This is a genomic window from Limnohabitans sp. Hippo3, assembly GCF_003063665.1.
Lineage (GTDB): Bacteria > Pseudomonadota > Gammaproteobacteria > Burkholderiales > Burkholderiaceae_C > Limnohabitans_A.
In genome coordinates this window covers 211,834-234,316 of record NZ_NESF01000002.1, presented here as the reverse complement: position 1 = coordinate 234,316, position 22,483 = coordinate 211,834, and the positions used below count along the sequence as shown (strand labels likewise).

Sequence of the window (22,483 nt, the reverse complement as noted above, 5' to 3'; positions counted from 1 at the left end):
AGGGGCGATGGCGTTTGGCCGTCTCGGCGAGTTGCCCGGTGCCGATGGGCTCGTCGTCGCTTCGCGCCTCAATATCGCCCACCAGCACCGGGCAACCCACCAAGACTGCGTATCCGAGCTGTCTGACTGGGCGGGTTCTCGACTATTCATTGCCCGAACCCCCGCATCTCTCGCCAACTAAAATAGGGCCATGCTCGCTCAACGCACCCTCAAAACCTTGACCAAAGCCGTCGGCGTGGGTTTGCACAGCGGTCAGCGTGTCGAGCTGACCTTGCGCCCCGCAGCGCCGGACACCGGCATCATGTTCCGCCGGATCGATTTGCCCGAGCCCGTGGACATCCCGGTGAACGCCGAGGCGGTGACCGACACCCGGCTGGCCTCCACCATTTCGGTTGGACAAGCCAAGGTCTTGACTGTCGAGCACCTGATGTCGGCGTGTGCAGGCTTGGGCATTGACAACCTGTATGTGGACATCACGGCCGAAGAGGTCCCGATCCTCGATGGTTCGGCGTCTTCGTTTGTCTTTTTGTTGCAAAGCGCCGGTGTCGTGGAGCAGCCTGCTCCCAAACGGTTTGTGCGTGTGCTCGAAACCGTGGAAGTGTCGGAAGGCGAGGGCGAGAACATCAAGTGGGCGCGCCTGGAGCCTTACCACGGCTATAAACTGACCTTTGAGATCGATTTCAGGCACCCCGCTGTGGATTCGACCGGGCAGCAGGTGGTGTTTGACATGTCGGACGGCGTTTATGCCCGTGACATTGCCCGCGCCCGCACCTTTGGCTTCACCAAAGATGTGGAAATGCTGCGTGCCAATGGTTTGGCTTTGGGCGGCGGCTTGGACAATGCCATCGTGATGGACGACTACAAGGTGCTTAACTCGGATGGCTTGCGTTACGACGACGAGTTCGTCAAGCACAAGATCCTGGACGCCATGGGTGATTTGTACATTCTGGGCAAGCCACTGCTGGCCGCCTACAGCGCGTTTCGGTCGGGGCATGCGATGAACAACCGCCTGCTGCGCGAACTCTTGTCACGCCCGAGCGCTTACGAGGTGGTGACCTTTGACAAAGCGCTTGAAGCGCCCCGGGGCTTTGCGGCCCTGCAGCCTGCCTGGTGATGCCGCGCACCAGCCACCTGCTGTACTTGCACGGTTTTCGGTCTTCACCGCAATCCTTCAAGGCCCGAACCCTGGCGGCCCTGGTGCAAAACCAGCACCCTGGTGTGACCTGGTGGTGCCCACAGTTGCCTGCTTCGCCTCGTCAGGCCATGGACGACATCGGGGCCGGGGTGTCGGCTTGGCCCCGGGACAGCATGGCGGTGGTCGGTTCTTCCTTGGGCGGTTTTTATGCCGCCTGCCTGTCGCAACAGCTGGGCTGCCCTGCGGTGCTGCTGAACCCGGCGGTGGAGCCGGCACGGGACCTGGAGGGTTACATCGGCGAGCATCCGGCCTGGCATAACCCCGCGCAAAAGGTTTTTTTCGAAATGGCCCATGTGCAGGAGCTGCGGGCCTTGCAGGCGCAGCCCCCACAGGCCACCCCACGCACATTGGCGGTGATCGCCAAGGGGGACGAGGTGCTGGACTGGCGGGAAATGCTGGCCCGCCATGGGGCAGGCCAGGTGCGCCTGATCGAGGGCAGCGACCACGCCCTGAGCGATTTCGAGCTGTACTTGCCCGAAATCCTCGATTTTCTTCGCCTGGCCTGAGGGCGTGCCCCCAAGCGGGTGGTGCCACGTGGGAAAATCACCCGATGTACGCATTATTTGAAGAAGCCGGCAAATTCATGGCCGGACGCATCCTGTCCGAGGCCGAGGCCTCTGCGCAGGTGGAACTCGACTCCGGCAAGCGGGTCAAAGTCAAGGCGGCGCAAATGCTGCTCAAGTTTGAAAAACCAAGCCCTGCCAGCTTGCTGAGCGAAGCGGCGGCCCTGAGCCAAACCATCGAGCTGGAGCTGGCTTACGAATTCGCCTCCGACGAGGAGTTCGGTTTTGCCGACCTGGCCCGCGACTATTTCAGCGACGGGGCCAGCACCGTGCAGCAGGTGGCCGCATTGCTGCGTTTGCACGAAGCGCCGCACTATTTCCGCCGGGGCGGCAAAGGCCGCTACCGCAAAGCGCCGGCCGAGATCGTGCAGCAAGCCTTGCTCGCCATTGAAAAAAAGAAGCAGGTTCAGGCGCAGATCGAGGCTTGGTCGGCCGAGCTGGTGGCCGGCGTGTGCCCCACACCGATCCGCGAGCAGCTGTACAAGATCCTGTTCCGCCCTGACAAGAACACGCCCGAGTACAAAGCGGTGGTCGAAGCCAGCAAAGCCAGCCAGACCGCGCCACTGGACTTGTTGCAAAAGGCCGGGGCCATCGCGTCGGCCTGGGACTTTCATTGGCAGCGCTTTTTGTTCGACCTGTTCCCCAAGGGCACCGGTTTCCCGGCATTGCAAGCGCCGGCCATCACCGACGAGTTGCCCTTGGCGCCGGTCCAGGCCTTTTCGATTGACGACTCGCACACCACCGAGATCGACGATGCTTTGTCGCTGCAAGGCTTGGGCACGGGCACGGTCACTGTGGGCATCCACATCGCGGCACCTGGCCTGGCCTTGACGCCCGGCAGCCCGATCGACCAATTGGGCCGTCAGCGTCTGTCCACCGTCTACATGCCCGGCTACAAAATCACCATGCTGCCCGACAGCGTGGTGCAGACCTACACCCTGACCGAAGGCCGTGACTGCCCGGCCGTGTCTTTGTATGTGACTTTCAGCGAAGACACGCTGGAGGTGCAAAGCACCGAAACCCGTCTGGAGCGGGTGCCGATCCTGGTCAACCTGCGGCATGACCAGCTGGATGACCGCATCACCCGCGAGTGGCTGGAAGGTGAAGACCAGAGCGACCACACCGATGTGCCGGTGAGCCGGGCGACGTTGGGCTTTTTCTGGCGGTTGGCGCAGACCCTCAAGGCGCGGCGCGAAGTGGTGCGTGGCAAACCCGAGAGCTTCAACCGCCCCGATTACAGCTTCAAGCTCGATCGCCCCCACAACGACACGCCGCCCACGGGCGAAGAGACGGTGTTGATCGGCACCCGCAAGCGCGGTGCGCCGCTGGATTTGATGGTGGCCGAGGCCATGATTTTGGCCAACAGCACCTGGGGTCAGTGGCTGGCCCAGCTGGGCGTGCCTGGCATTTACCGCAGCCAGGCCAGCATGGCCCCCGGCGTCAAGGTGCGCATGGGCACCAAGGCGCTGCCCCATGCGGGCATCGGCGTTCCCAGCTATGCCTGGAGCACCTCGCCCCTGCGCCGCTACACCGATCTGGTCAACCAGTGGCAGATCATTGCGTGCGCCAAGCACGGCGCCACGGCCGCATTGGCCGCGCCCTTCAAGCCCAAAGACGCCGAGTTGTTTTCCATCATCAGCGGTTTCGATGCGGCCTACAGCGCCTACAACAGCGTGCAGTCCAGTATGGAACGTTACTGGACGCTGCGCCATGTGCAGCAGCAAGGCATCGACGAACTCGAAGCCAGTCTGGTCAAGGAAATGGGCGGTGGCGCCTGGCTGGTGCGGGCCGACACCTTGCCCTTGATGTTCAGCGTCATGGGTGCCCAAGGCTTGATGCGAGGCGCCCGTGTGCGCGTCAAATTGGGCGCCGTGGATTTGATGGCGCTGGACGTGGGCGGCACGGTGGTGGCGCATCTGGACGCGCCTTTGGCGGCAGAGGGTCAGGAAGTCGACGAAGCAGAAGAGGACGAGGCCATGGCGGCTGGCCCGCTCACCATTGCCGTCGATTTGAACGACAGCACCCAAAGCGATGGGGCCTGAAAGCGCTCAGCGCAGTTTGGCCGGGCCGATGACCTGGCTCCAACAGGCGTTTCACCGCCACACCCTGTGGTGGACTTTGGGTATTTCGCTGTTGTTGCATGCGGCCCTGATCGCCTGGCGCTTTGCCGATCCGCACAGCTTCAACCGGGTTTTTGAAGACACCGCCTTGGAGGTGGTGCTCGTGAATGCCCGCAGCGACAAGGCACCCGAGCGCGCCCAGGCCATGGCCCAGGTGAACTTGGCGGGAGGTGGGCAAGGTGCGGCAGAGGCACACGCCAGCTCGCCTTTGCCGCCTTCTTTGCTGGACGAATCGGGCACCGACATCGGGGCCATGCAGCGGCAGATTGAAGCCCTCCAGCGGCAGCAAACGCGCTTGCTCACCCAGCTGCAGCAAGCGTTGCTGGCCCAGGCGCCAGACCCCTCTGGTGAAACGGCCCAGGCACCCGAGCGGCAGGCCCAACAAGAGCGACAGAGCCAGCTGACCCGAGAATTGGCCCAAATCGAGCAACAGGTGCAAAGAACGCAAGGCGGCCCTCGCAAGCGTTTCATCAGCCCCGCTACCCGTGAAGCGGTGTACGCCCTCTATTACGACAAGCTGCGGCGCACCATCGAGACGCGCGGCACGCTCAATTTCCCGCAGGTGGGGGGGCAAAAGCTCTATGGCCAGTTGACCATGGTGATCACCGTGGATGCCCGGGGCCGTCTGGTGCAGACCGAGGTGGCGAAGACTTCAGGCCAGCCTTTGCTGGACCAGCGGGCGGTGGCGATTGTGCGCAGTGCCGCCCCTTTTGACGTGTTCAGCGCTAACATGCGGCGGCAGGCCGATCAGATCGTGGTGGTCACGCGTTTTCAGTTTTCCAAAGAGGGCACGCTGGACATGCGCATGTTGACGCCGGATACCCCACCGCCCTGAGTGGCCTGGCGAACTCATGATCCCTGAAGACAAAGGATATTGATGCGTGCTTTTGGTCGTTGGTGTGGGCTGGTCTTGTTGGCAGGCCTGGGTTTGCAGCTTTTTTTTGCGCTGCGCATCGCCAGCATGGGTGTGCTGGCGCCGGAATCCACCAGTTTTGAGCGCTCGCAAATCTGGCAGATCGTGACGCGGCAGGGGCGCTTGCCCTGGCGGCAGGAATGGGTGGATCGCCAACGCATTGCCACCAGCTTGCAACGTGCGGTGATCGCTTCCGAAGACACGGTATTTGCCCAGCATGGCGGGGTCTGGTGGGAGTCTCTGGAGAAGGCCTGGGAGAAAAACGCCAAGGCCAAAGCCCAGGCCGAGCTGCGGGCCCAGCGTCGCCCCGACGCCAAGACGCCCCCGGTCAAAATTGTGGGCGGCTCGACCATCACCCAGCAGCTGGCGAAAAACCTCTTTCTGTCTGGCGAGCGCACCTTGCTGCGCAAAGGCCAGGAAATGCTGATCACCCTCACGCTGGAGGCTTTCTTGTCCAAACAGCGCATTCTGGAGATTTACCTCAACAGCGTGGAGTGGGGCGAGGGTGTCTTTGGCGCCGAGGCTGCGGCGCAGCATTACTTCAGGAAGAGTGCGGCCCGTCTGAACGACTGGGAAGCGGCGCGTCTGGCGGTCATGTTGCCCCGCCCCCGGTATTTCGAGCAAAGGGCGCAATCGGCCTACCTGGCCAGCCGGGCTGAAACCATCATGGCCCGCATGGGTGCCGTGGAGCTGCCATGACTACTTTGACCACGGCCGCGCCGCAAACCGTGCGCATCCTGGGCATTGACCCGGGGTTGCAAACCACCGGTTTCGGGGTGGTGGACATGACCGGCGCCCGCCTGCAGTACGTGGCCAGTGGGGTGATCGAGACGACGCGGGGTGACATGGGCAATTTGCCTGCCCGGCTGAAGGTGATTTACGACGGCGTGCGTGAAATCCATGCCCGCTACCAGCCGGATGTGGCCTCGGTCGAGATCGTTTTTGTGAACGTCAACCCCCAGGCGACCTTGTTGCTGGGTCAGGCTCGGGGTTGCTGCGTCACGGCTTTGGTGTCGTGCGATTTGCAGGTGGCCGAATACACCGCCTTGCAGATGAAGCAATCGGTCACCGGCCATGGGCGGGCCGCCAAGTCGCAGGTTCAGGAAATGGTCAAACGCTTGCTGCAGTTGCCCGTGGTGCCGCGCCAGGATGCGGCAGATGCTTTGGGCATGGCAATCACGCATGCACACGCCAGCCCGTCCATGAACAAGCTGGCCGCCCAAGGGGTGCTCAACCGCAAAACCCACGGCATGTTCCGCAGCGGACGCAGCCATTGACCGGGGGATTGGCCCGCCCGGTCCTCTCTGGGTCGCGTTGGCCTGAGATAATCGCGCCCATGGGTTCAGTGATTCAAAAACCGACGCTGTGGCAGCGCCTGAAGTATTTGCTCAAGGGCTTCGACGGCCCTTTGGCTTTTGCGGTGTTCATGCTTGCCTGCGCCGGATTGCTGATCATGTTTTCATCGGGCTATGACCACGGCACCCGCTTTGTGGACCATGGCCGCAACATGCTGCTGGCGGGCTTCATCATGTTCGTGGTGGCCCAAATGCCCCCCCAAAAACTCATGGCCTGGGCAGTGCCCATCTACACCGTGGGCGTGATTTTGCTGGTGGCGGTGGCCATTTTTGGCATCACCAAAAAAGGTGCCCGGCGCTGGATCAATCTGGGCGTGGTGATCCAGCCGAGCGAGATTTTGAAGATTGCCCTGCCTTTGATGCTGGCGGCCTGGTTTCAAAAGCGCGAAGGCCAACTCCGGCCCTTTGACTTTGCAGTGGCTTTGCTGATTTTGGGCGTCCCGGTCGGCTTGATCATGAAGCAGCCTGATCTGGGCACTTCTTTGCTGGTTTTGGCCGCAGGTCTGGCGGTGATCTTCTTTGCCGGACTCAAGTGGCGCTGGATTTTGCCGCCGATGGTGCTGGGCCTCGTGGGCATGGTAGTCCTGGTGATCATGGAGCCCACCTTGTGTGCCGACGGCGTGGACTGGCGAGTGCTGCACGAATACCAGCGCCAGCGCGTGTGCACCTTGCTCGATCCGGCACGGGACCCGTTGGGCAAGGGTTTTCACATCATCCAGGGCATGATCGCCATCGGCTCCGGCGGCTTCTGGGGCAAAGGCTTCATGCAGGGCACCCAAACCCACCTGGAATTCATCCCCGAGCGCACCACCGATTTCATTTTTGCCGCCTATGGTGAAGAGTTCGGCTTTGTGGGGGGCTTGTTCCTGATTTTCTGGTTCTTCTTTCTGGTTTACCGGGCGCTGGTCATCGCGGCCGAGGCCCCCACACTGTTCAGCCGTTTGCTGGCCGGCAGCATGGCCATGATCTTCTTCACTTATGCCTTTGTGAACATGGGCATGGTCAGCGGCATCTTGCCGGTGGTGGGGGTGCCGCTGCCCTTCATCAGTTACGGTGGCACCGCCATGGTCACCTTGGGCCTGGCGCTGGGCATCCTCATGTCGATTGCCAAAGCCAAACAGCTGGTGCAAACCTGACGCAGTCCACGCCTCGCCTGTGCTGGGCTGTGGAGCCCGCTGGCTATTGGCGCATGATCCAGACGAAGATTTGTTGGGCTTCTGCCTCGCTGACCATGGGGCGTTCCCAGGCATCGGGCATGTGGGTGCTGTCGCTCCAATGCTGACCTCCGCCTTCCCGGGTGCCGTTGCGGATGGTGGCGATCAGCATTTTTTCGGCCACCGGGTTGCCATTCCAGCGGTAAGCAATCCGTTTGAATGAGGGGCCGATGAGGTTTTTGTCGACCGCATGGCATTGCAGATATTGCTTTTCCTGCACCAGTGCGTAGTCGGCCAAAGCAGGAGCGCTGGCGCACAGTGCAAGCACGAGGGCGAAGACGGGGCTGGGGGTCATGAGGATCTCCTGGGGTGGTGAAAGGCAGGCCAAACTTAGCAAGTGCGCCCCGGACTCGTCTGTGTGCTGCTTCTCAATTTCAAAGCCGATGCTGGCCGATGCAGGCGGCTGCCCGGCGAAGGAGCATGCCGGCAAGGGGTTTGATCAATCCCTACAATGGCTCCCATGATTTCACGCGAACCCACCATCGAACGTCTGGCCACGGCCCGCTCCCTCTTGCTGGAGCCGTTTGGCCTGGATGAAACCCATTTGAGCCGCGCTTTGGCCGCCATCCAGGCCCATCAAGTGGACGACGCCGACCTGTATTTCCAGTACACCCGCTCCGAAGGCTGGAGCCTGGAAGAGGGCATCGTCAAGACCGGCAGCTTCAGCATCGACCAAGGCGTGGGCGTGCGCGCCGTGTCGGGCGAGAAAACCGCCTTTGCCTACTCGGACGACATCTCCGAAGCCTCCTTGATGGACGCGGCCATGACGGTGCGCACCATCGCGCAGGCCACGCAAAACAAACGCATCAAGGTGCCTGCGCGCAAGATTTCGGCCAGCCGCTCGCTCTACCCCTCGCTCGACCCCATGTCCACGCTGGACAGCACCGCCAAGGTGAACCTGCTCGGCCGCGTGGAAAAAATCGCCCGCGCCAAGGACCCCCGCGTGGTGCAGGTCATGGCCGGTTTGGCCACCGAGTACGACGTGGTCATGGTGGCCCGCGCCGACGGCACGCTGGCGGCCGATGTGCGCCCCTTGATCCGCCTGTCGGTCACGGTGATTGCCGAGCAAAACGGCCGCCGCGAAGTGGGCAGCAGTGGCGGCGGTGGCCGCTTCGGACTGGCTTATTTTGACGACGGCATGGTGGAAAGCTATGTGCAGGAAGCGGTGTCGGCCGCGCTCATCAACCTCGACGCACGCCCTGCACCAGCGGGCGAGATGACGGTGGTGCTCGGCAACGGCTGGCCCGGTGTGTTGTTGCACGAGGCCGTGGGCCACGGCCTGGAAGGCGATTTCAACCGCAAGGGCTCGAGCGCCTTCAGTGGCCGCATCGGCCAGCGTGTGGCGGCCAAAGGCGTCACCGTGCTGGACGACGGCACCATCGCCGACCGCCGGGGCTCGCTGAATGTGGACGACGAAGGCCATGCCAGCCAGAAGAACGTACTGATTGAAGACGGCATCCTGCGCGGCTACATCCAGGACGCGATGAACGCCCGCCTGATGGGTGTCAAGCCCACGGGCAATGGTCGGCGCGAAAGCTACGCCCATGTGCCCATGCCGCGCATGACCAACACCTACATGCTGGGTGGCGATAAGAGCGCCGAAGAAATCGTGGCCAGCATCAAAAAGGGCCTGTACGCCACCAACTTCGCGGGCGGCCAGGTGGACATCACCAGCGGCAAGTTCGTGTTCTCGGCCAGCCAGGCCTACTGGGTGGAAAACGGCAAGATCCAATACCCCGTCAAGGGCGCGACCCTGATCGGCAGCGGTCCCGAGTCGCTCAAGAAGATCAGCATGATCGGCAACGACATGAAGCTCGATTCGGGCGTGGGCACCTGCGGCAAGGAGGGCCAGAGCGTGCCGGTGGGCGTGGGTCAGCCGACCTTGCGCATCGACGGTCTGACGGTGGGGGGCACAGCCTGAATGTGAAGCCTCCGGGTTTGTCCCCGGGCCGGCTTGTCAGGAACTGTCATCCAACTGTGCTACATTGAATCCCATGTCTTCGCGAATCGCTTCTTACTTTTTTTACTTTTGGTTCTCAGTCCCCGGCGGACGAGAGGCGAGCGCATAAGCACCCGAATATCTCGACACACACCGCCGGAGCCCCAAAGCCCGGCGGTTTTTTTTCACCATTTTTCAATTCAGGAGTCCACGATGAACGCCAAAACCGCAGCCCCCGAGAGCTGGTATCCCAATGCCGCAGACCGCACCGGCCAGACCGACGACGAACGCATCAAGGACATCACCGTGCTCCCGCCTCCAGAACATTTGATCCGCTTCTTCCCGATCGCCGGCACGGCGACGGAAGCCCTGATCGCCAAAACCCGCAAAGCCATTCAGAAGATCGTGCACGGCCAGGATGACCGCCTGCTGGTCATCATCGGCCCCTGCTCCATCCACGACCCGGCCGCAGCCCTGGACTACGCCCGCCGCTTGAAGCCCCTGCGCGAGAAGTACGCCGACACGCTGGAAATCGTGATGCGCGTGTACTTCGAAAAGCCCCGCACCACCGTGGGCTGGAAGGGCCTGATCAACGACCCCTACCTGGACGAGAGCTACCGCATCGACGAAGGCCTGCGCATCGCACGCCAGCTGCTCATCGAGATCAACCGCCAGGGGCTGCCCGCAGGCAGCGAGTTTTTGGATGTGATCTCGCCCCAGTACATCGGCGACCTGATCAGCTGGGGCGCCATCGGTGCACGCACCACCGAGAGCCAGGTGCACCGCGAGCTGGCTTCGGGCCTGTCGGCGCCCATCGGTTTCAAGAACGGAACGGACGGCAACATCAAGATCGCGACCGACGCGATCCAGGCCGCAGCCCGTGGCCACCACTTTTTGTCGGTGCACAAAAACGGCCAGGTCGCCATTGTGCAGACCCAGGGCAACCAGGATTGCCACGTGATTTTGCGCGGCGGTAAGGCGCCGAACTACGACGCCGACAGCGTGGCCGCCGCTTGCAAGGAACTCGAAGCCGCCAAGCTGCCCGCCACCTTGATGGTGGACTGCAGCCACGCCAACAGCAGCAAAAAGCACGAGCGCCAGATCGACGTGGCCAAGGACATCGCGGCGCAGATCAGCGGTGGTTCACGCCAGGTGTTTGGCGTCATGGTCGAGAGCCATCTGAAAGACGGCGCCCAGAAGTTCACCCCCGGCAAGGACGACGTGACGAAGCTGGCTTATGGCCAAAGCATCACCGACGCCTGCATCGGCTGGGACGACAGCGAAGGCGTGTTGCAGGTGCTCTCAGACGCGGTCAAGGCGCGTCGGGCGGTTTGATGAGTGTTTTTTGTAGGTCGGACCTTCAGGTCCGACGATGCGGGCTTCGCTGCAGGCGCCAGTCGGGGCTAAAGCCGCGGACCTACAAATACAAGATGGAAATTAGCCAGCCAAGGCTTCCAGCAATTTGGCATGAATCCCGCCAAAGCCGCCGTTGCTCATGCACAGCAGGTGGTCGCCGGGCTGCACTTGCGCCAGCACTTGCGCAATCACCTCGTCTATGTTGGCGCCCACTTGTGCTTTGGTGCCCATGGGTTCCAGCGCGGCTGCGGCGTCCCAGCCCAGTCCGCCCGAGTGGCAAAACGCCAGATCGGCTTCTTCGAGGCTCCAGGGCAGCTGGGCTTTCATGGTACCGAGCTTCATGGTGTTGCTGCGGGGCTCAAAAATCGCCAGGATGCGGGCTTGGCCTACTTGGCGGCGCAGGCCGTTGACGGTGGTGCGGATCGCGGTGGGGTGATGGGCGAAGTCGTCGTAGATGGTGATGCCCCCCCCTTCGCGTTGGACTGTGCCGCGCACTTCCATGCGGCGTTTGACATTCTCAAAAGTGGCCAGGGCTTGCGCCGCCACAGCTGGGCTCACGCCCACATGCTCGGCAGCCGCCATGGCTGCCAGCGCGTTGAGCTGGTTGTGCACACCGCCAATGGCCCATCGCACTTCGGCCACAGGCTGGCCGGCCTGCAACACTTGGAACTGCGAGGGCTCGCCCTCGGCCACAAAGTCGCTGATGGCCGAGCCGAAGGTCCGCACTTCGCTCCAGCAGCCTTGACCCAGCACCCGGGTCAGACTTTCTTCCAGGCCATTGACTACCACGCGGCCTGAGCCGGGCACGGTGCGTACCAGATGGTGGAACTGGCGCTCAATTGCGGCCAGATCGTCAAAGATGTCGGCGTGGTCAAACTCGAGGTTGTTCAGGATGGCGGTGCGCGGGCGGTAGTGCACGAATTTGCTGCGCTTGTCGAAGAAGGCGGTGTCGTATTCGTCCGCTTCGATCACGAAGTACTTGCCCCCGCCGAGCCGGGCCGACACGCCGAAGTTGAGTGGCACGCCACCCACCAAAAAGCCAGGCTCCAGCCCCGTCTGCTCCAGCACCCAGGCTAGCATCGAGGTGGTGGTGGTCTTGCCGTGGGTTCCCGCGACAGCCAGCACATGCTTGCCCTGCAGCACATGCTCTGACAGCCACTGGGGGCCGCTGGTGTAGGGCGCCCCGGCTTCCAAAATCGCTTCCATCAGCGGGAATTTGGGGCTGCCGTCGGCCAGGCGGGCGCGGCTGACCACGTTGCCGATGACGTACAGGTCGGGCTGCAAGGCCATCTGGTCGGCGTCAAAGCCTTCGATCAACTCGATGTCCAAAGCCCGCAGCTGATCGCTCATAGGCGGGTAAACGCCCGCGTCACAGCCGGTGACCCGATGCCCTGCCTCGCGGGCCAGCGCGGCCAGGCCTCCCATGAAAGTGCCACAAATGCCCAGAATATGTATATGCATGCTTCGATTTTAGGGGCCACCGCCTGAGCCCTTGGCTTGGTGCGGTCCGGTCCGATCCGGTCACAATCGGTGCCCATGAACGACCTTGCCCTTGAAATTGCCGCCACCGCTGCCCGTTTGGTGGTGGAAGAAGGCTTGGCCTTTGGCCCGGCCAAGCACCGCGCCCTGAAAGAGTTGGGCCTGCCCGCCCGTACCGCCTTGCCGACCAACGATGTGGTCGAGGCCGAGGTGCGCGACTACATCGCCCTGTTCTGCGCCGACACCCAGCCCGGCGAGCTGCTGGCTTTGCGCGAATTGGCGCGGGTCTGGATGCAACGCCTGGCCGAATTTCGCCCGCATTTGGGCGGTGCGGTCTGGCAAGGTTGGGCCACGCGCCTGTGCGATGTGGACCTGGCCTTGTTTTGTGACGACCCGAAATCGGCCGAGATCGCCTTGATCAACCAGAACCAGCGCTACGAGACGCAAACTGTGCGCGGTCTGCACGGCGACGATGTGGAGGTGCTGAGCTTGCACAGTTTTTGTGAAGCCTTGGACGAAGATGTGGGCGTGCACCTGCGCATTTACGACCTGGACGATTTGCGTGGCGCCTTGCTCCCCGATGCGCAAGGCCGCTCGCCCCGGGGGGATTTGGCGGCTTTGGAGCGCTTGCTGGCGGCATGAAAGACAATTTGGCCATGGACCAACAAAGCGCAGGCGCTTCGCGCCGAAATTTGATTCTGGGTGCCGGGGCGGCGGCTGCCGTCGCCGGTGTGGGTGTGGCTTTGTGGCGTTTTCAGCCGCAAGCCGTCACGGCCGCGGCCAGTCACCCGGTCTGGACTCAGCAGTTCGACACCCCCTCGGGAGAGGGTTTGGCCATGGCCGCCTTCCAGGGCAAGCCCTTGTTGCTGAACTTCTGGGCCACCTGGTGCCCCCCTTGTGTCGATGAACTGCCCATGATCGATGCCTTCTGGCGTGAAAATGTGGCGAAAAATCACCAAGTGGTGGCTTTGGCCATCGACCAGCCCAGCGCAGTGCGGCGTTTTCTGGCGCGTCAGCCTTTGGGTTTCCCGGTCGGTTTGGCTGGTTTGGCGGGGACGGAGCTGGCCAAGTCGCTGGGCAATGCAGCGGGCGGCTTGCCTTTTACGGTTTTTTTCAAGGCAGATGGCAGTATTTGGCGGCAAAAAATGGGGCAATTGACGGCGGATGACCTTATGCAATGGCGCAGTGTTGGCGCCTGAAATCCTCCGATCTTGGGCGTGTTGAGGTTTGGCCCTCTGTTTCGCTAGGTCATGGCTTTTAATTCGTTCCAATTCTGACCAGAAAAGACGATTTCGAGGGTTTTTACTGAAATTTGGTGTAAATTCAATCCATTACGTGTGCTTACAGCAATGGAGGATCTATGGATTTGCGCAAACTGAAAACACTGATTGACCTGGTGTCCGACTCGAACGTGTCGGAGCTGGAAATCACCGAAGCCGAAGGCAAGGTGCGCATCGTCAAGAGCATGGGCGTGGCCGCCCCGGTCGTGATGCAAGCTGCGCCGGTCGCTGCCGCCCCCGTTGTGGCCGCACCCGTCGCTGCCGTGGAGGCACCCGCGCCTGCAGCGGCACCTGCCGGTCATGCGGTCAAGTCACCCATGGTGGGCACGTTCTACCGCGCGTCCAGCCCGGGCGCAGCGCCCTTCATTCAGATCGGTTCGGTGGTCAAAGAGGGCGACACCCTGTGCATCATCGAAGCCATGAAGATCCTCAACGAGATCGAATCCGACAAGTCCGGCACCGTCACGCAGATCCTGTGTGAAAACGGCCAGGCCGTGGAATACGGTCAGCCTTTGTTCATCATCGAATAAGCCACGGGGATTTCATGTTCAAGAAAATCCTGGTCGCCAACCGAGGCGAAATCGCCTTGCGCATCCAGCGCGCTTGTCGCGAATTGGGCGTCAAGGCGGTGATGGTCTATTCCGAGGCCGACAAAGAAGCCAAATACGTGAAGTTGGCCGAAGAAGCGGTGTGCATTGGCCCAGCGGCCTCGCCGCTGAGTTACCTCAACATGCCCGCCATCATTTCGGCCGCCGAAGTGACGGACGCCGAGGCGATCCACCCCGGCTACGGCTTTTTGAGCGAGAACGCCGACTTTGCCGAGCGCGTCGAGAAAAGCGGTTTCCAGTTCATTGGCCCCACGCCCGAATCGATCCGCATCATGGGCGACAAGGTGTCGGCCAAGCAAGCCATGATCCGAGCCGGTGTGCCTTGCGTGCCCGGCTCGGAAGGTGAATTGCCTGACGATCCGGTCCAGATCCGCCGCATTGCCAAGTCGGTGGGTTACCCGGTCATCATCAAGGCCGCAGGCGGTGGCGGTGGTCGCGGCATGCGTGTGGTGCACACCGAAGCAGCGCTGATCAACGCGGTGCAGATGACCAAGGCCGAGGCCGGGGCTGCGTTCGGCAATCCGGCGGTCTACATGGAGAAGTTCCTGCAGAACCCGCGCCACATCGAAATCCAGATTCTGGCCGACAAGCACAAGAACGCGGTTTATTTGGGTGAGCGCGACTGCTCCATGCAGCGCCGTCACCAGAAGGTGATCGAAGAAGCGCCAGCGCCAGGCATTCCGCGCAAGCTGATCGAGAAGATCGGCGAGCGTTGTGTGGCGGCCTGCAAGAAGATCAACTACCGCGGTGCGGGCACCTTCGAGTTTCTGTACGAAAACGGCGAGTTCTATTTCATCGAGATGAACACCCGCGTGCAGGTCGAGCACCCGGTGACCGAGTGGATCACGGGTGTGGACATCGTCAAAACCCAAATCATGGTCGCTGCGGGCGAAAAGCTGCCGTTTACCCAACGTCAGATCGAGATTCGGGGCCATGCCATCGAGTGCCGCATCAACGCTGAAGACCCGTTCAAGTTCACGCCCTCGCCGGGTCGCGTGACGTCCTGGCACATGCCTGGTGGGCCGGGCGTGAGGGTGGACTCGCACGTCTACAACAACTACTTTGTGCCCCCGAACTACGACTCGATGATCGGCAAATTGATCGTTCACGGCGACACGCGCGAGCAGGCTTTGGCCCGCATGCAGACCGCCTTGAATGAGACGGTGATCGAAGGCATCAGCACCAACATCCCGTTGCACCGCGAGCTGATGGTGGACGCCAAGTTCATGCAAGGCGGCACCAACATCCATTACCTCGAACACTGGCTGAGCCAGCACAAGCGCTGAAACCGTATGTTTGAACTGAGCCTCTTGTGCCCGGAAGACCGGGTCGATGTCCTGAGCGATGCACTCGATGCGCTCGATGCCTTGAGTGTGTCGGTAGAGGACGCCGATGCCCAGACGCCTGCAGAACAGGCCCTGTTCGGTGAACCCGGCATGCCACCACCCAAAGACGGCTGGCAGCGTTCGCGTATGGTGGCTTTGTTTGCGCAAGAGGCCCAAGCGCAAGAGGCGGTTCATCTGCTGTCTGCGCAAGACTTTTTTGAAGGCTGCCGCATTCTGGGCGTGCAGGCGGTGGCCGATCAGGACTGGGTCCGATTGACCCAATCGCAGTTTGCACCGGTGGAAGTCACCCCCGATTTCTGGATCGTGCCGACGTGGCACGAGCCGCCTGCACAGGCCAGGCAGATTATTCGGCTCGACCCCGGTTTGGCTTTCGGCACAGGCACCCACCCGACCACCCGCATGTGTTTGCGCTGGATCGCGCAGCACGGCGTGCAGGGTCAGCGTGTGCTCGATTACGGCTGCGGCTCCGGTATTTTGGCGATCGGTGCGGCCAAATACGGTGCATCCGAGATCGATGCGGTGGACATTGACGAAGCAGCCGTGACGTCCACGGTCCTGAACGCCGAAGCCAACGGCGTGAGCCTGGCGGCCGGTTTGCCTGACAAGGCCCAGGGCCGGTACCAGACGGTTTTGGCCAATATCCTGGCCACGCCGCTCAAGGTTTTGGCGCCGCTGTTGTGCTCTTATGTGGCGCCATCGGGTGCTTTGGTGCTGGCGGGCATTCTGGAGCGTCAGGCCGACGAGTTGAAGGCCGCTTACGCACCCTGGATTCAGCTGGAGGTGGCCGACAGTGAAGATGGCTGGATCCTCATGACGGCGACATCGCCAGCCATGGCGTCTTGATCTGGGCCGTGCCGATGCGGGCCATGATGACGGGCATAGCATGAGCTGGATCACCCGTTGCCCGGCCTGCAGCACGACCTACAAGGTGGTGCCCGATCAACTCAAAATCGCCCAAGGTTGGCTGCGCTGTGGCCAATGTCAGCAGGCGTTTGACAGCACAGGCTTGGTCGTCAACTGGCCTGATGCCCATCCTGATGCGCTGGATCAGGCTTTGCAACCGGCCGGGCAGCGGTTGCGCATTGACGACTTCCTCAAACAGGAAGACCGATCGCCTTCGGCGCCGGTCGTGACCGCGGTGGCCGCTTTTGAAGAGGCGCTCTCGACCTTCAAGCCGCAAGCGCTCTCGCCTCTGCAAGATAAGGCCCGGCCTGACGCTGAGCAGGCGATTGTTCAGCCCGATGCGCAAGCTGGCAAGCGCCCACCGCGATCCTGGCTGACGGCTGTGGCGGCTTTTCTTTTGTTGCTCGCGCTGGGACTGCAGTGGCTCTGGATTGAGCGGCATGTGCTGGCCAGCATGGACCCCGTGCTTGGACAGGGGCTGACTGCGGTGTGTCGCAGGGTGGGGTGCGAAATTTTGCCCTTGCAAATTCGCGATGGGGTGCTCATCGAGAGTTCCAGCCTGACACCACATGACGGTGGTTTTCAGCTCCGTTGGTCGGTGCGCAACGTCACGGCGCAGGCCTTGCAGATGCCCGCACTCGAGCTGACCTTGCTGGATGCGCAGGACAAAGCCCTGGTGCGACGGGTGTTGCAGGTCACTCAACAGGGGGCGCCCAGTTTTCTGGTGCCTGGCCAAACCTGGGAGGGGCAGTTGCATCTGGTGCCCGAAGCCGACCTCGTGCCAGCGGGGTACAGGTTGTTCAGTTTTTACCCCTGAGTCCGGCAGTCTGAGCGCGTTGGCTTGAATGGCTGCTGCGGATCGGCCGTAAAAAAGCCCAACACTGTTGCCAGTATTGGGCTTTGCGCTACGAGCGTCTAACGTTCGAATCAGGGCTTGGCGGCCGAAGGAAACGGCCATGCAGCTTGAGGATTCAGCGTTGTCTGTGCAGCGGGGGCAGCGGGTGCTTTAGATGCCTTCTTTGCAGCAGGCTTTTTAGCAGCTTTCTTCACAGCAGGCTTTTTGGCCGCTGGCTTTTTGGCAGCAGTTTTCTTGGCGGCTGCTTTTTTAGCTGAAGCGGCTTTTTTGGCTGCTGGCTTTTTGGCGGCTGCTTTCTTAGGAGCGGCTTTTTTAGCTGGAGCGGCTTTTTTGGCTGCTGGCTTTTTGGCGGCTACTTTCTTAGGCGCTGCTTTTTTAGCTGGAGCGGCTTTTTTGGCTGCTGGCTTTTTAGCGGCTACTTTTTTAGCAGCTGGCTTTTTGGCTGCAACAGCTTTTTTTGCTGGAGCGGCTTTTTTAGCTGCTGGCTTTTTAGCGGCTACTTTTTTAGCTGCTGGTTTCTTGGCCGCGACGGCCTTCTTTGCGGGAGCAGCTTTTTTTGCTGCTGCTTTTTTTGCAGTTGCCATGATTTTCTCCTTGATCAAGTTGAGAACTCAACGGAAAGGGAACGCTTGGTGCTTGTTGGATTGCACAAAGCGATCCATGGCGCTGAGGAAACCCCCAACACCATGAACGCGGGAAAGCCACAGCACCCAACACCCGAAGGCGTTGCGAACTGTGGCTTGAAGAGGGGGGACATGGAGGGGGTGTTCAGAAGATCAGTCCCAGGACAAGGCCCCGCCGGATTGGTATTCAATGACCCGGGTTTCAAAGAAGTTGCGTTCTTTTTTCAGGTCGATCATCTCGCTCATCCAGGGGAAGGGGTTCTCTTCGTTGGGGAAGAGGGCCTCCAGACCGATCTGGGTGGCGCGGCGGTTGGCGATGTAACGCAAATAGCCTTTGAACATGGACGCGTTCATGCCCAGCACGCCGCGTGGCATGGTGTCTTCGGCGTAACGGTATTCCAGCTCGACCGCTTTGAGGAAGAGTTCCTTGATCTCGGCCTTGAATTCGGCCGTCCACAGCTGTGGGTTTTCAAGTTTGACGGTGTTGATCAGGTCAATGCCGAAGTTGCAGTGCATCGACTCGTCGCGCAGGATGTACTGGTACTGCTCGGCAGCACCGGTCATCTTGTTTTGACGACCCAAGGCCAGGATTTGCGTGAAGCCCACGTAGAAGAACAGGCCTTCCATCAGGCAGGCGAACACGATCAAGGACTTGAGCAGGGTCTGGTCGGTTTCCAGTGTGCCGGTCTTGAAGTGAGGGTCCATGATCACGTTGATGAACGGGATCAGGAACTCATCCTTGTCGCGGATGGATTTGACTTCGTTGTAGGCGTTGAAGATTTCCGACTCGTCCAGGCCCAATGACTCCACGATGTACTGGTAAGCGTGGGTGTGGATGGCCTCTTCAAAAGCCTGACGCAGCAGGAACTGGCGGCATTCGGGGGCTGTGATGTGGCGGTAAGTGCCCAGCGTGATGTTGTTGGCGGCCAGCGAATCGGCGGTCACGAAGAAGCCGAGGTTGCGCTTGACGATGCGGCGCTCGTCTTCGGTCAGACCGTTGGGGTCCTTCCACAAGGCGATGTCGCGGTTCATGTTCACTTCCTGCGGCATCCAGTGGTTGGCGCAGGTGGCCAGGTATTTTTCCCAAGCCCATTTGTATTTGAAAGGCACCAGCTGGTTGACGTCGGTCTGGCCGTTGATGATGCGTTTGTCGGCCGCAGTCATGCGGCGAAGGCTGGGGGCTGGGGATGCAGCGGCAGACGCTGTGCCTGCATCAGCGCCGGAAAAAGAGGGCATCGCAGTTGGCGATGCAGGTTTGACTTGTTCGTCCCAGGACAACATAAAAAATTCCAGTTCTCAAATTATGAAAGCAAGCGCACGAAATTCAAAGAAGCGATTCACTTTTTCGATGTGCGTCACCGTGAAGTGTTGTTCAATTGCATCGCACTTGGCTTGTCACAGCAAAGTGCAATGCTTTTCAAATCACTGGCAAGCTTCGCAACCGGGATCGTCGATGGCGCAAAATTTGACATCGGTGGCAGGTGATGTGTTCATTTGCACTTGCGCGGCAGCTGCAGCGGCATCCACGACGCTCATCCCCGAGCTGGGCGCACCTGAAGACACGGCGTTGTGCGAACCGGCTTTCACGGTGGATTTCTCGACCTGTGTGGCGCTCGATGTGCGCAGGTAGTAAGTGGTTTTCAGGCCACGCAACCAAGCCAGTTTGTAGGTGTCGTCCAGCTTCTTGCCCGATGCGCCCGCCATGTAGATGTTGAGCGATTGGGCTTGGTCGATCCATTTCTGGCGGCGTGCAGCAGCCTCGACCAGCCAGGTGGTTTCGACTTCAAAGGCGGTGGCGTACAGCGCCTTGATGTCTTGTGGCACGCGGTCGATCGGACGCAGTGAACCGTCGAAGTGCTTCAGGTCCATGACCATCACGTCATCCCACAGGCCCAGGCGCTTGAGGTCACGCACCAGATAGCCGTTGATCACGGTGAATTCGCCCGAGAGGTTGGACTTGACCGACAGATTGCCAAAGCAAGGCTCGATCGAGGCATCCACGCCAATGATGTTGGAGATCGTGGCGGTGGGGGCGATGGCGACGCAGTTGGAGTTGCGCATGCCGTCTTGTGCAATCTTTTGGCGCAGCGAGTCCCAATCCAGTGTGGACGAGCGGTCCACTTCGACATAACCACCACGCTCGCGCTCCAGCAGTTTCAGGGTGTCCAGAGGCAAGATGCCCTGATCCCACAACGAGCCCTTGTAAGTGGCGTACTGGCCACGCTCTTTGGCCAGCTCGGTCGAGGCCCAGTAAGCGTAATAGCAGATGGCCTCCATGGACTGGTCAGCGAACTCGACAGCGGCTTGCGATGCGTAGGGAATGCGCATTTCATACAGCGAGTCCTGGAAACCCATCAGGCCCATGCCGACAGGGCGGTGGCGCATGTTGGAATCACGGGCTTTCTTGACGGCGTAGTAGTTGATGTCGATCACGTTGTCCAGCATGCGCATGGCGATCGTGATGGTTTTCTTCAGTTTCTCGTGGTCAATGACTTTGCCGTTGGCGCTGTCCTTGAGGTGGCGCGACAGATTGACCGAGCCCAGGTTGCACACAGCGGTTTCGGTGTCGCTGGTGTTGAGGGTGATCTCTGTGCACAGGTTGGACGAATGCACCACGCCAACGTGTTGCTGGGGCGAGCGCACGTTGCAGGGGTCCTTGAAAGTGATCCAGGGGTGGCCGGTTTCGAACAGCATGGACAGCATCTTGCGCCACAAGTCGGTCGCGGGGACGGTCTTGCTGGGCTTGATTTCGCCACGAGCGGCTTTTTGTTCGTAGGCCACGTAGGCTTTTTCGAAGGCCAGACCGAAGAGGTCGTGCAGATCAGGCACATCGGAAGGCGAGAACAGGGTCCAGTTGCCTTTTTCCATCACGCGGCGCATGAACAGGTCGGGGATCCAGTTGGCCGTGTTCATGTCGTGCGTGCGGCGGCGGTCGTCGCCGGTGTTCTTGCGCAGTTCCAGGAACTCTTCAATGTCCAGGTGCCAGGTTTCCAGGTAGGTGCAGACCGCGCCCTTGCGCTTGCCGCCTTGGTTCACGGCCACGGCGGTGTCGTTGACCACTTTCAGGAAAGGCACCACGCCTTGCGATTCGCCGTTGGTGCCCTTGATGTGCGAGCCCATGGCCCGCACGCGGGTCCAGTCGTTGCCCAGACCGCCCGCAAACTTGGACAGCAAAGCGTTCTCTTTGATCGATTCGTAAATGCCGTCCAGGTCGTCGGGCACGGTGGTCAGATAGCAGCTCGACAGCTGCGAGCGCAAAGTACCGCTGTTGAACAGGGTGGGCGTGGACGACATGAAGTCGAACGACGACAGGATTTCGTAGAACTCGATGGCGCGTGCTTCGCGGTTGATTTCATTGAGCGACAGGCCCATCGCCACGCGCATGAAGAACGCTTGGGGCATTTCAATGCGGGTCTTGCGCACGTGCAGGAAGTAGCGGTCGTACAGGGTTTGCAAGCCCAGGTAATCGAACTGCAGGTCGCGCTCGGGTTTGAGGGCGGCGGCCAGTTGCTTCAGGTCGAACTGCAGCAGTTTTTCATCCAACAGGTCGTTGTCCACGCCTTTTTTGATGAATTGGGGGAAGTAGTTGATGTACTCCTCGGCCATTTGGTCCTGGGTCACTTCCTTGCCCAGGATTTCCTTGGCGATGGTGTGCATGAGCAAGCGGGCTGTGACGTAGGTGTAGTCAGGGTCTTTCTCAATCAGGGTGCGCGACGCGAGGATGGACGCCTTGTAAACCTCTTCCATGGGCACGCCGTCGTACAGGTTGCGCATGGTTTCGGCCACGATGGGGTCTGGGCTCACGTCCTTGCCCAAACCGGCGCAGGCGTTGACCATCAGGGATTTGAGGTAATCCAGATCCAGGGCGACGCGTTGGCCGCCATCGATCACGTGCAGACGGGGTTCGGCAGGCGTGGGGGCCACTTGCTGGTGCTGTTGTGCACGCTCTTGAGTGCGACGCTCACGGTACAACACGTAAGCGCGTGCCACTTCGTGGTTGCTGCTGCGCATCAGGCCCAACTCCACCTGGTCTTGCACATCTTCAATGTGGAAGGTGCCGCCGCCGGGGCGTGAGCGGACCAAAGCGCGAACCACGTTTTGGGTCAATTCTTCGACCACTTCGCGCACGCTGGCAGACGCTGCGCCCTGGGTGCCGTGAACGGCCAAAAACGCTTTCATCAGCGCCACAGCGATCTTGTTTGGCTCGAAGGGCACCACAGCGCCATTGCGGCGAATGATCTGGTAATGGGCCAGTGCCTGCAAGCTCGGGACGCTGCTTTGCCCAGCTTCGGGCTGGCGCATCAGGGTGGGCGATGGGGAGGCGATGTTCAGGTCTGTTTGCATGGTCATTTCTTTGAATTTTGTGGGTCTTGGGGTACTGGGCAAGGCGTTTGAACAGGCGTCTTGTTTAATTGTGAGAATTTGTAAGGGACACTATATCTGGTGTCTGGCATCTGCACAAGCCACTACAGGTAGTGTACCGGTCTGTTTTGCTGGTCTGCTCGACAGGGGGCAAATAAATCCAGGTTTCAGCCTTGGAATCGTGACCTTTCACTTGCTGAAAAAAGACCCTGGAAGGCTTGGTTTTTGGGGTTTTCGGATGGCCGATTCAGGCCCGATGCGGCCTGCCGAGCATTTTTTGTTTTGAAAGCCTTGATTGGTGAGGCACGCACGATCGCGCTGGCCCTGCGATCTCGAACCATCGGTCACCTTGCTGCGCAAGCAAGGGCTGT

Annotated in this window: 21 protein-coding genes; 16 read left to right on the top strand and 5 right to left on the bottom strand. The window is 60.9% G+C overall.

Features of this window, described 5'->3' with window-relative positions:
• Positions 1-190: 190 nt before the first annotated feature.
• Genes lpxC through rodA form a run of 7 tightly spaced genes read left to right on the top strand, consistent with a single transcriptional unit; the run spans position 191 to position 7,282 of the window.
• On the top strand, positions 191-1,114 hold the full coding sequence (gene lpxC, locus B9Z34_RS05550) for a UDP-3-O-acyl-N-acetylglucosamine deacetylase (RefSeq protein ID WP_108427102.1): 924 nt from the start codon (positions 191-193) through the stop codon (positions 1,112-1,114).
• Positions 1,114-1,701, top strand: a complete 588-nt coding sequence (locus B9Z34_RS05545) for a YqiA/YcfP family alpha/beta fold hydrolase (RefSeq protein ID WP_108427101.1) — start codon at positions 1,114-1,116, stop codon at positions 1,699-1,701. Before lpxC ends, B9Z34_RS05545 begins: the two co-directional genes overlap by 1 nt.
• Positions 1,702-1,745: 44 nt before the next feature.
• Complete coding sequence (locus B9Z34_RS05540) at positions 1,746-3,800, top strand: ribonuclease catalytic domain-containing protein (protein WP_108427100.1); 2,055 nt, start codon at positions 1,746-1,748, stop codon at positions 3,798-3,800.
• Between the two features lie 28 nt (positions 3,801-3,828).
• Positions 3,829-4,713, top strand: a complete 885-nt coding sequence (locus B9Z34_RS05535) for an energy transducer TonB (protein WP_108427172.1) — start codon at positions 3,829-3,831, stop codon at positions 4,711-4,713.
• A 42-nt stretch (positions 4,714-4,755) separates the two neighbouring features.
• Entirely contained in the window at positions 4,756-5,490 is a 735-nt protein-coding gene (mtgA, locus tag B9Z34_RS05530) for a monofunctional biosynthetic peptidoglycan transglycosylase (protein ID WP_108427099.1), read from the top strand.
• 29 nt (positions 5,491-5,519) lie between these two features.
• Positions 5,520-6,068 (top strand): crossover junction endodeoxyribonuclease RuvC, encoded by a 549-nt coding sequence (gene ruvC / locus B9Z34_RS05525; RefSeq protein WP_108427171.1) that lies wholly within the window; start codon positions 5,520-5,522, stop codon positions 6,066-6,068.
• Positions 6,069-6,127: 59 nt separating this feature from the next.
• Entirely contained in the window at positions 6,128-7,282 is a 1,155-nt protein-coding gene (gene rodA / locus B9Z34_RS05520; RefSeq protein ID WP_108427098.1) for a rod shape-determining protein RodA, read from the top strand.
• 43 nt (positions 7,283-7,325) lie between these two features.
• On the opposite strand, the gene B9Z34_RS05515 is transcribed toward rodA, so the two are convergent.
• Positions 7,326-7,655 carry a cytochrome C gene (locus B9Z34_RS05515; protein ID WP_108427097.1) on the bottom strand — a complete coding sequence of 110 codons (330 nt, stop codon included), beginning with the start codon at positions 7,653-7,655 and terminating at the stop codon, positions 7,326-7,328.
• Positions 7,656-7,820: 165 nt separating this feature from the next.
• Between B9Z34_RS05515 and tldD the strand changes: the two genes are divergently transcribed.
• Positions 7,821-9,281 carry a metalloprotease TldD gene (gene tldD / locus B9Z34_RS05510; protein ID WP_108427096.1) on the top strand — a complete coding sequence of 487 codons (1,461 nt, stop codon included), beginning with the start codon at positions 7,821-7,823 and terminating at the stop codon, positions 9,279-9,281.
• A gap of 231 nt (positions 9,282-9,512) precedes the next feature.
• Positions 9,513-10,634 carry a 3-deoxy-7-phosphoheptulonate synthase gene (locus tag B9Z34_RS05505; RefSeq protein ID WP_108427095.1) on the top strand — a complete coding sequence of 374 codons (1,122 nt, stop codon included), beginning with the start codon at positions 9,513-9,515 and terminating at the stop codon, positions 10,632-10,634.
• 102 nt (positions 10,635-10,736) lie between these two features.
• On the opposite strand, the gene mpl is transcribed toward B9Z34_RS05505, so the two are convergent.
• On the bottom strand, positions 10,737-12,116 hold the full coding sequence (mpl, locus tag B9Z34_RS05500; protein WP_108427094.1) for a UDP-N-acetylmuramate:L-alanyl-gamma-D-glutamyl-meso-diaminopimelate ligase: 1,380 nt from the start codon (positions 12,114-12,116) through the stop codon (positions 10,737-10,739).
• A 75-nt stretch (positions 12,117-12,191) separates the two neighbouring features.
• On the opposite strand from mpl, the gene B9Z34_RS05495 reads away from it, so the two are divergent.
• From B9Z34_RS05495 to B9Z34_RS14710, 6 genes are all read left to right on the top strand, one after another.
• Positions 12,192-12,776, top strand: coding sequence for a hypothetical protein (locus tag B9Z34_RS05495; protein WP_108427093.1), 585 nt, complete (start codon positions 12,192-12,194; stop codon positions 12,774-12,776).
• Positions 12,773-13,333, top strand: a complete 561-nt coding sequence (locus tag B9Z34_RS05490) for a TlpA disulfide reductase family protein (protein ID WP_108427092.1) — start codon at positions 12,773-12,775, stop codon at positions 13,331-13,333. The genes B9Z34_RS05495 and B9Z34_RS05490 overlap by 4 nt, the downstream gene beginning before the upstream one ends.
• Positions 13,334-13,494: 161 nt before the next feature.
• The gene (gene accB / locus B9Z34_RS05485) at positions 13,495-13,944 is read left to right on the top strand and encodes an acetyl-CoA carboxylase biotin carboxyl carrier protein (RefSeq protein ID WP_108427091.1); all 450 of its coding nucleotides are present in this window, start codon (positions 13,495-13,497) and stop codon (positions 13,942-13,944) included.
• Positions 13,945-13,958: 14 nt separating this feature from the next.
• Positions 13,959-15,308 (top strand): acetyl-CoA carboxylase biotin carboxylase subunit, encoded by a 1,350-nt coding sequence (accC, locus tag B9Z34_RS05480; RefSeq protein ID WP_108427090.1) that lies wholly within the window; start codon positions 13,959-13,961, stop codon positions 15,306-15,308.
• A 6-nt stretch (positions 15,309-15,314) separates the two neighbouring features.
• The gene (gene prmA / locus B9Z34_RS05475; RefSeq protein WP_108427089.1) at positions 15,315-16,211 is read left to right on the top strand and encodes a 50S ribosomal protein L11 methyltransferase; all 897 of its coding nucleotides are present in this window, start codon (positions 15,315-15,317) and stop codon (positions 16,209-16,211) included.
• A gap of 40 nt (positions 16,212-16,251) precedes the next feature.
• Positions 16,252-17,088 carry a DUF3426 domain-containing protein gene (locus tag B9Z34_RS14710; RefSeq protein WP_108427088.1) on the top strand — a complete coding sequence of 279 codons (837 nt, stop codon included), beginning with the start codon at positions 16,252-16,254 and terminating at the stop codon, positions 17,086-17,088.
• Between the two features lie 110 nt (positions 17,089-17,198).
• Here the strand turns inward: B9Z34_RS14710 and B9Z34_RS05465 are convergent, their stop codons facing one another.
• The 3 genes from B9Z34_RS05465 to B9Z34_RS05455 form a co-directional block, all read right to left on the bottom strand.
• Positions 17,199-17,711 (bottom strand): histone H1-like repetitive region-containing protein, encoded by a 513-nt coding sequence (locus tag B9Z34_RS05465; RefSeq protein WP_108427170.1) that lies wholly within the window; start codon positions 17,709-17,711, stop codon positions 17,199-17,201.
• A gap of 192 nt (positions 17,712-17,903) precedes the next feature.
• Entirely contained in the window at positions 17,904-19,031 is a 1,128-nt protein-coding gene (locus B9Z34_RS05460; protein WP_108427087.1) for a ribonucleotide-diphosphate reductase subunit beta, read from the bottom strand.
• Positions 19,032-19,172: 141 nt separating this feature from the next.
• The gene (locus B9Z34_RS05455) at positions 19,173-22,052 is read right to left on the bottom strand and encodes a ribonucleoside-diphosphate reductase subunit alpha (protein WP_233249436.1); all 2,880 of its coding nucleotides are present in this window, start codon (positions 22,050-22,052) and stop codon (positions 19,173-19,175) included.
• Between the two features lie 40 nt (positions 22,053-22,092).
• On the opposite strand from B9Z34_RS05455, the gene B9Z34_RS14455 reads away from it, so the two are divergent.
• Positions 22,093-22,398, top strand: a complete 306-nt coding sequence (locus B9Z34_RS14455; protein WP_146179622.1) for a hypothetical protein — start codon at positions 22,093-22,095, stop codon at positions 22,396-22,398.
• Positions 22,399-22,483 lie beyond the last annotated feature (85 nt).